We start from the raw sequence: 7500 nt of genomic DNA, 5'->3' as shown, positions 1-7500 counted from the left end.
GAAGCATTAGATGCAAAACTTCCTGTTATAGGGTTTAAAAATGCTGGAGGTTTTGAAGATGTTGTTACAGAAAAAACTGGTGCCTTAGTAGATTTTTTAAATTTACCCAAAATGCTAGAGAAAATATATGAATTTATTCACGATGAGGGATTACGATTACAAAAGGGAAGCTTTGGCCAAGAACTTATCGAAAAAAACTTCAATTTTCTTAATTACATTTATCAATTACTAGATCTTCTCGAACATAATTACAAAAAGATAAGTGTAATCATACCGAACTATAATTATGAAAAATACTTACCTGCTCGAATCGAATCAATCTTAAACCAAACCTACCCTCTTTACGAACTAATTTTCTTAGACGATGCCTCCACTGATCATAGCGTATCAACTTTTAAAAAGCTGCTCTCAAAAGAAAATAAGCCCCACCTGAAGGTTCAACAGATTATTAATGATAAAAACTCTGGTTCCGTATTTAAACAATGGATAAAAGGAGTCTCTGCAGCAACTGGTGATTATATTTGGATCGCAGAGGCCGATGACTTATGCGATAAGACATTTTTACAAGAGGTGATACAGGGGTTTTATATAAATAACAATATTACCTTAAGTTACACACAATCAAAACAAATTGATGAACAAGGAAATGTATTGGCTAATCATTATTTAAATTACACAAATGATATCGATAAAGAAAAATGGAAAGGCCCCTATTTTCGAAAAGGCGTCGAAGAAATACAAGATACGTTACTTATCAAAAACACTATACCTAATGTTTCAAGTGTAGTTTTTAAAAATATAGATATGAAGAAAACAGAAAAACAGTTAGAGAAGTTCAAAATAGCTGGTGATTGGTTTTTCTATGTTTCTCTTCTTACAGAGGGAGATATTTACTTCAATCCATCCCCCTTAAACTATCATAGACGACATTTAAATAGCGTAACGAGAACAGAAGATTCATACTCCCATTACAATGAAGTTGTACAAATGCAAAATTTCATTAAAGAAAGATTTACTATCGACGACATTTCTAAAATGAAAATGTATACATATAGAAAGCATCTTAAAGCATACTTAAAAATTTAAACATGTGCTTTCTATGCCATCAATATCTCTAGTAAGTTGCTACTATTACTTAAGGGAGGAATACTCTTTGAAAGACTTTATAGAGGAACATAAAGATTTAATTTCTCAAATCGCACACAACTATAATGTAAATGCAAGTATCCATCCTGAGGATCATATCTTTCAGTTCATTGTCACTAATCCCGTCTTCCCATCAAAAAAAGAAGCGATAGATTACTACTTTAAAGATGGGCAAAACTCAGCACAAATACTCTTAAACTTAATTACTTCCCTTTATCCTCCTACAGGCAATCCAATTAAATTGTTAGAATTTGCATCCGGATACGGCTGCGTAACACGTCATTTATTAAATCTACAAGCGAATTTGAGTATAACCGCTTGCGATATACACGAAGAGGCTATTTCCTTTATTGAAAACAAATTAAATAATTCTTCTATATTGTCTCATCCTGAGCCTGAACAGTTAAAATTGGACTCCTCTACGTACGATATCGTTTTTTGTCTATCCTTTTTCTCTCATATGCCTGATACAACTTGGTTTCGTTGGCTGCAAACATTGTATAACGCTGTTTCACCTGGTGGTTTATTCATTTTCACAACCCATGGCTATCAAAGCAAAAAATACTTCGGGTTTCCAAATTTAAATGAAAAGGGCTATTGGTTTCTCTCTTCTAGTGAACAATTCGATTTAGATGTGAATCAATACGGACAAACGATAGTTAGTCCCTCTTACGTGTGTGACAAAATTAAATTATTACCCCATAACCCAATTATCAAAAAGTATACTGAAGGATTTTGGTGGGAACATCAAGACCTTTGGGTTATAGAAAAAGAAGCAAAATAGTAACCCACGCTCTGCTTATATACAAGTAGAGTGTGGGTTATTATTTTTTACTATATAAGAACTCTTCAATCCATAGCTTATTTAATCTAATCCCATGTTTAAAATCTATTTTAGGTTCCCAATTCAATTCTTGTTTTACCTTATCAATATTTAAAATGATTTTTTGAACGTTCTCTTGTTTTTGTTTGTAACAGATAAAATCCACTTTTCTTTCTGTTATTTTCTCTAATTCCACTATAATTCGTTTTAAAGAAAGACCTTTGCCACTCCCTATGTTATATACGCAAGATTTCAATTGATTTAATTGTGCTAGTTGTATAGTAATTTCAACTAAATCATCGATATAAATATAATCTCTAATAATCTCCTCTGGATTCCCATATATATGAATCCTTTCATTACTGAGATGCTGGTACAAAAAACAATTTATCGCCCCAACTTTTTTTAAGGGGTTTTGGTATTTTCCATACGGATTAGAATATCTACATACAACATAATCTATTCCATATTTTCTCTTATAAAAGTACAAATAATTCTCCAGCGAAACTTTTGTTATTCCATACGGGGAAAGTGGTCTTAATGGATGTTTCTCATCAATAGGCAAATATTCAGGTTCACCATAAACTGTGCCTCCCGAAGAAGCTAATATAATTTTTTTAATACGAAAATCTTTAACACTTTCCATGAAATTAAGAAAAAATAGACTGCTATTAATATCACCGAAAACATCTTCAATTGAAGTTGCTACGTTAGACGTCGCAGCTAAATAAATAATAATATCTATATTCACTAAAGCCTTATATATATCCTCAACATTTTCTAAATCACCTTTAATAAATTCAACTTCACTTATAATATTTTGAGGAAAATTATTTATATGTCTGGAAAATACTTTTACATTTTGCCCCTGTTCCAATAAACCCAATGCGAGGTTGATACCAATGAAACTATTTCCACCTACTATTAAATAATTATTCTTCCTCATAATATCATCTCTCTAGTAATAAATTTTTCCCGTCGTCAAACCTAAAAATATACACAAATAAACTGGATCATTTCGATTATTCATCTTCTTATCATTGTATGTTTGTTATAAATTTTCATTATCTTTATTTTATATTTTCATTTTAGAATAGCTTCCTTATTCAGGTTGACTGCAAAAACACTCATAATATTTACTCATCCCCATGAATATATTTAATAAACAATCCTCACTTGTTTAACCCATAAAAAAACGTCTACATACACAAATTTCCCAAAAAGGAGTGCTGAACTCATGAAAAATATAAATCAAGAACTTTTAAATCATGTAATTCTACATAAAGATCGAATTCCACATTACCATAAAGACTTTCCGATTATACTATTTTGGAGTCATAGAAGCGGATGCACCGCGTTAGCTAATTGGTTCTTTTTTCAAATCGGATTATTTACTGAAGCAAAGAAATACAATGACTTTATTCATTACTATGAGTTCTGGGTGTATAAGAACAATACAAATTACATACCCGAGTTACAAAATGGTCTTCTAGAGGGTAAAAAGGATGTTTGTAAACTTGTGCGAAATCCCTATACAAGGGCTGTCAGCTCATTTCTATTACTTGCTGACAACCCATATGCTAGCCCTCAATGGGAAAGTATCCGTCATTATTTTTATAATGACAAATATAGTAATCAAGGAATATCATTTAAACAATTTTTATATTACGTTCAGGCATTCGGCTCCAATTCTCTAGCGTTAGATATACATTTTAGTCAACAATACGTCCCTGGTGAAGAAAACTTCATCCAATGTTATATTCCTTTAGAAGATTTTAATACACAAATCACCAAACTAGAACACACGTACGATTTGATAAAATCCCCTTTAGCACTTCTTACAAATTCAGATCATCATCGCGCACACAAGATGATTTATGCAGGGAGCTATGCAGAACTTAGCATTACAGATACAGACTTCCCACGATTTCCAACATACGAAAGCTTTTATGATAAAGAAACTATGGATTTAGTTACAGAAATATACGCACAGGATTTTGAAATGTACCCATACACGAAAGGGATATTTTAAGTCTATACATTTTCCCATGAATAAAAGCTGATGCATCGCATAGCATAAAGTGAAACTTTAATTCGATTGGGGGTTCTCTTCAACTGATTATTCCCTTCTCCTAATCGCAATTTTAAAAAATACCTAACTTTCACCCATTCCCCCTTTGATTTCGCTGATTGTTGACGTGTATCATACTTTCCATAAATAGATTGCATTTAACATAGGAGGGATGTCGTGTGGAAATCAATTTGAAACACAATAATGGGTACTGCGTTATTTGCGAAAAGAAAGCTACATTTATAGAGCATAATGATTGGCTTAGAGATCATTATTTATGTTCTACATGTAACTCTATACCAAGGCAGCGAGCTTTAATCCATGCTTTGCATACATTTTTTCCAAAATGGGATTCCTATAGTATCCACGAATCCTCTCCTGGAGGAATTACAACTCAGCTACTATTAAAAAACTGTAAAAACTATACTTATTCTCAATACTTTAGAAATTATCCTCTTGGCCAATACTTTCAAGGTATTAGATGTGAGAACTTAGAAGACATGACTTTTGAAGATGAATCTTTTGATTTATTCATTACTCAAGACGTTTTTGAGCATGTAATGACGCCAAACAAAGCCTTTAAAGAAATAGAACGAGTATTAAAACCTGGCGGTGCTCATGTATTTACTGTCCCTTGGTATCATACACTCACAAAAACTGTGCAAAGAGCAAGAATGAATCAAGAGGTGATTGAATATATTGAAGAGCCCATTTATCACGGAAACCCTATTGATGAGAATGGATCTTTAGTAACGTTCGATTGGGGGCAGGATATGATTGAATATATTTATACACACGCAAACATGTATACCATTGTTTATTTACAAAAGGATAGGTCACTAGGGTTAGATGCTGAATTTTTACATGTTTTTATTAGTAAAAAGCAAGAAAATAAAGTTTAATCACTATATAATTCGGAGGTTTAACAAATGAATAAATTTAAGTTAGGAAGTGATTTTGATCATCTTGTTAATTCACTATCTGATGTCGAACTTCTAAATTTATTTATACAAAGTTGTTCACAAACAACGATAAATGGGGTTCCCGTACCTAGGTTTCCTCCTGAAGAAATTCAAAAACAATTTGTAGGTGCTTCCTATGAACATGCTCTTTACGAAGCATATTTGTTTTATAGACATATAAAAGAATACGCCCAAAATTTAGGGGTTCCCTTGAATAAAGAAAGTAAAGTTTTAGACTTCGGCTGCGGATGGGGAAGGATTATACGCTTCTTATTTAAAGATGCCTCTGATCAAAATTTACTTGGCATTGATGTCGATCCTGCGATGATCACACTTTGTAATGAAACACTAGGAAGAGGGATATATAAAACAGCAAGTCCACATCCCCCTGTAGAATTTATTAGTGACAATTCATTAGATATCATATTCGCTTATTCTGTATTCTCACATTTATCCGAAGTAACTGCCGAAAATTGGGTAAAAGAATTTTCAAGAGTTCTTCGCCCTGGTGGAATCTTCATCGCAACAACACAAGCGCGCTATTTTCTTGATTTTTGTCAACAATTCCAAGAACATCCTGAATTAATTCAAACAGGATGGCATAAAACTTTATCTCAAGCTTTTCCAGATATACATCGCGCCATCTCGGATTATGAAAACGGCAAATTTGTTCACAGTCCTACTGGTGCAGGAGATGTTAGAAATAGTAGTTTTTACGGAGAAACTGTTATACCTAGGACTTATATTGAAAATCATTATGAGAAATATTTAAAGCTACAAGACTTTTTTGATGATGTAAATCGATTACCACAGGCCCTCTTTGTCCTTCAAAAAATTTAATTCCTTTCATTCAACGTAATAAATTCCATGACGAAAAGCACTTTCTATTTCAGCTATATATCAAATTACCTAATACTCTCTTATTAAGTAAGCTTAAAAAAATCCAATACATACCATAAAAAGACAGTAAACAGATAACATATCTCTTGTTTTAAAATTGCTTCACCAAATCAAGAATAACTTCCCAACACTTGAACTACGAAAAACATGAGGGGGATATAACTTGAAAATAATCGCTTTTTACTTACCACAATTCCATCAAATTAAAGAAAATGATCGATGGTGGGGGAAAGGATTTACTGAATGGACAAATACTAAAAGTGCACAACCTTTATTTTCAGGACATTATCAACCTAGGGAACCTTATCAAGATTTTTATTACGACTTAACTACCCCCTCCGTAAGAAAGTGGCAAGCGGAAATCGCTAAAGCATACGGTATATATGGTTTTTGTTATTATCATTACTGGTTTAAGGGAAAAAGACTATTAGAAACACCCTTTAATGAGGTACTAAAGATGAAGGAACCTGACTTCCCTTTTTGTCTTTCTTGGGCAAATGAACCATGGACAAAATCTTGGGATGGTCTCGATAAACATATATTAATGCCTCAAGACTACGGAGATATATCTGATTGGAAGGAACACTTTGATTATTTATTACAGGCTTTCCAAGATGAGAGATATATTTATATAGATGATAAACCTCTATTCATTATTTATCGTCCAGGACATATTCCTGATTGTGAAAAAATGCTTAATTACTGGAATGCATTAGCGCGAGAAAATGGTTTAAAAGGTATATACTTTGCTGAAACATTAAACAGTTTTCCACTACCTAATATAAATGGATTCGATGCCAGCATTCAGTTTGAACCTTTCTATACAATTGCCCATGATAGCTCTTCAGACATAAATAAGGTAATATATGATTCTGATATGCAATTAAATGTTTGGGACTACGATAAAGTATGGATGTATATATTACAACGATCGCTCCCAAAGAAAAAAACATTTCCCGGGGCTTTTGTTGATTGGGATAATACTGCACGACGTAAAAACGCGAATAGCAGCATCTTTGTAGGTTCTACCCCTGAAAAGTTCACCATATATTTAAGCAAGCAAATTCATCGTACTTACTCTTTTTATAACAGCGAGTTTTTATTTATTAACGCATGGAACGAGTGGGCGGAAGGAACTTACTTAGAGCCAGATAAAAAATATGGATTTTCTTATTTAGAAGGGGTTAAAAATGCAATTGATAGAGGTATGAAAGCATACAAAAAAGACGAGTCATTCTGACTCGTCTTAAAGTTGCTTGGCGACGTCCTACTCTCACAGGGACAAGGTCCCAACTACCATCGGCGCTAGAGAGCTTAACTTCCGTGTTCGGTATGGGAACGGGTGTGACCTCTCTGCCATCATCACCAAACTATGAAGGCATATTCCTTCAAAACTAGATAACATTGCTACATATTATATGGTTAAGTCCTCGATCTATTAGTATTCGTCAGCTCCACATGTCACCATGCTTCCACCTCGAACCTATCAACCTGATCATCTTTCAGGGATCTTACTAGCTTACGCTATGGGAAATCTCATCTTGAGGGGGGCTTCATGCTTAGATGCTTTCAGCACTTATCCCTTCCGCACATAGCTA

7 protein-coding genes and 2 rRNA genes (2 of these 9 running past the window's edge) are annotated in these 7500 nt (G+C 33.4%); 6 read left to right on the top strand and 3 right to left on the bottom strand.

Annotated features, from left to right (window positions below):
* A protein-coding gene (locus tag ACTL4X_RS01670) for a glycosyltransferase (RefSeq protein WP_000558370.1) crosses the window boundary here: on the top strand, positions 1 to 1086 show its 3' portion. It extends 846 nt beyond the left edge of the window; 1086 of the gene's 1932 nt are visible here — the last part of the coding sequence; its start codon lies beyond the left edge, outside the window; the stop codon is at positions 1084 to 1086.
* 67 nt (positions 1087 to 1153) lie between these two features.
* Positions 1154 to 1930 (top strand): class I SAM-dependent methyltransferase, encoded by a 777-nt coding sequence (locus ACTL4X_RS01665; RefSeq protein ID WP_000651232.1) that lies wholly within the window; start codon positions 1154 to 1156, stop codon positions 1928 to 1930.
* A 40-nt stretch (positions 1931 to 1970) separates the two neighbouring features.
* Here ACTL4X_RS01665 and ACTL4X_RS01660 read toward each other — a convergent pair whose 3' ends face one another.
* On the bottom strand, positions 1971 to 2915 hold the full coding sequence (locus ACTL4X_RS01660) for an NAD-dependent epimerase/dehydratase family protein (RefSeq protein ID WP_001230820.1): 945 nt from the start codon (positions 2913 to 2915) through the stop codon (positions 1971 to 1973).
* Between the two features lie 291 nt (positions 2916 to 3206).
* Between ACTL4X_RS01660 and ACTL4X_RS01655 the strand changes: the two genes are divergently transcribed.
* The 4 genes from ACTL4X_RS01655 to ACTL4X_RS01640 all read left to right on the top strand — a co-directional run bounded on the left by ACTL4X_RS01655 (position 3207) and on the right by ACTL4X_RS01640 (position 7142).
* A complete protein-coding gene (locus ACTL4X_RS01655) occupies positions 3207 to 4001 on the top strand; it encodes a sulfotransferase family 2 domain-containing protein (RefSeq protein WP_000790044.1) in 795 nt (264 codons plus the stop codon).
* Positions 4002 to 4219: 218 nt separating this feature from the next.
* Positions 4220 to 4942, top strand: a complete 723-nt coding sequence (locus ACTL4X_RS01650) for a class I SAM-dependent methyltransferase (protein ID WP_000405122.1) — start codon at positions 4220 to 4222, stop codon at positions 4940 to 4942.
* A 27-nt stretch (positions 4943 to 4969) separates the two neighbouring features.
* A complete protein-coding gene (locus ACTL4X_RS01645; RefSeq protein WP_001031898.1) occupies positions 4970 to 5842 on the top strand; it encodes a class I SAM-dependent methyltransferase in 873 nt (290 codons plus the stop codon).
* Positions 5843 to 6065: 223 nt separating this feature from the next.
* Positions 6066 to 7142 carry a glycosyltransferase WbsX family protein gene (locus tag ACTL4X_RS01640; protein ID WP_000690976.1) on the top strand — a complete coding sequence of 359 codons (1077 nt, stop codon included), beginning with the start codon at positions 6066 to 6068 and terminating at the stop codon, positions 7140 to 7142.
* Between the two features lie 14 nt (positions 7143 to 7156).
* Here the strand turns inward: ACTL4X_RS01640 and rrf are convergent.
* Both rrf and ACTL4X_RS01630 read right to left on the bottom strand, forming a co-directional pair.
* Positions 7157 to 7272: ribosomal RNA gene (rrf, locus tag ACTL4X_RS01635) — 5S ribosomal RNA — on the bottom strand.
* Between the two features lie 48 nt (positions 7273 to 7320).
* Positions 7321 to 7500 (bottom strand): 23S ribosomal RNA (locus ACTL4X_RS01630); it runs 2742 nt beyond the window's last position.

Origin of the sequence: Bacillus sp. RE35 (assembly GCF_052146655.1) — a bacterium.
Lineage (GTDB): Bacteria > Bacillota > Bacilli > Bacillales > Bacillaceae_G > Bacillus_A > Bacillus_A cereus.
This window is presented reverse-complemented; position numbering and strand designations above follow the sequence as displayed.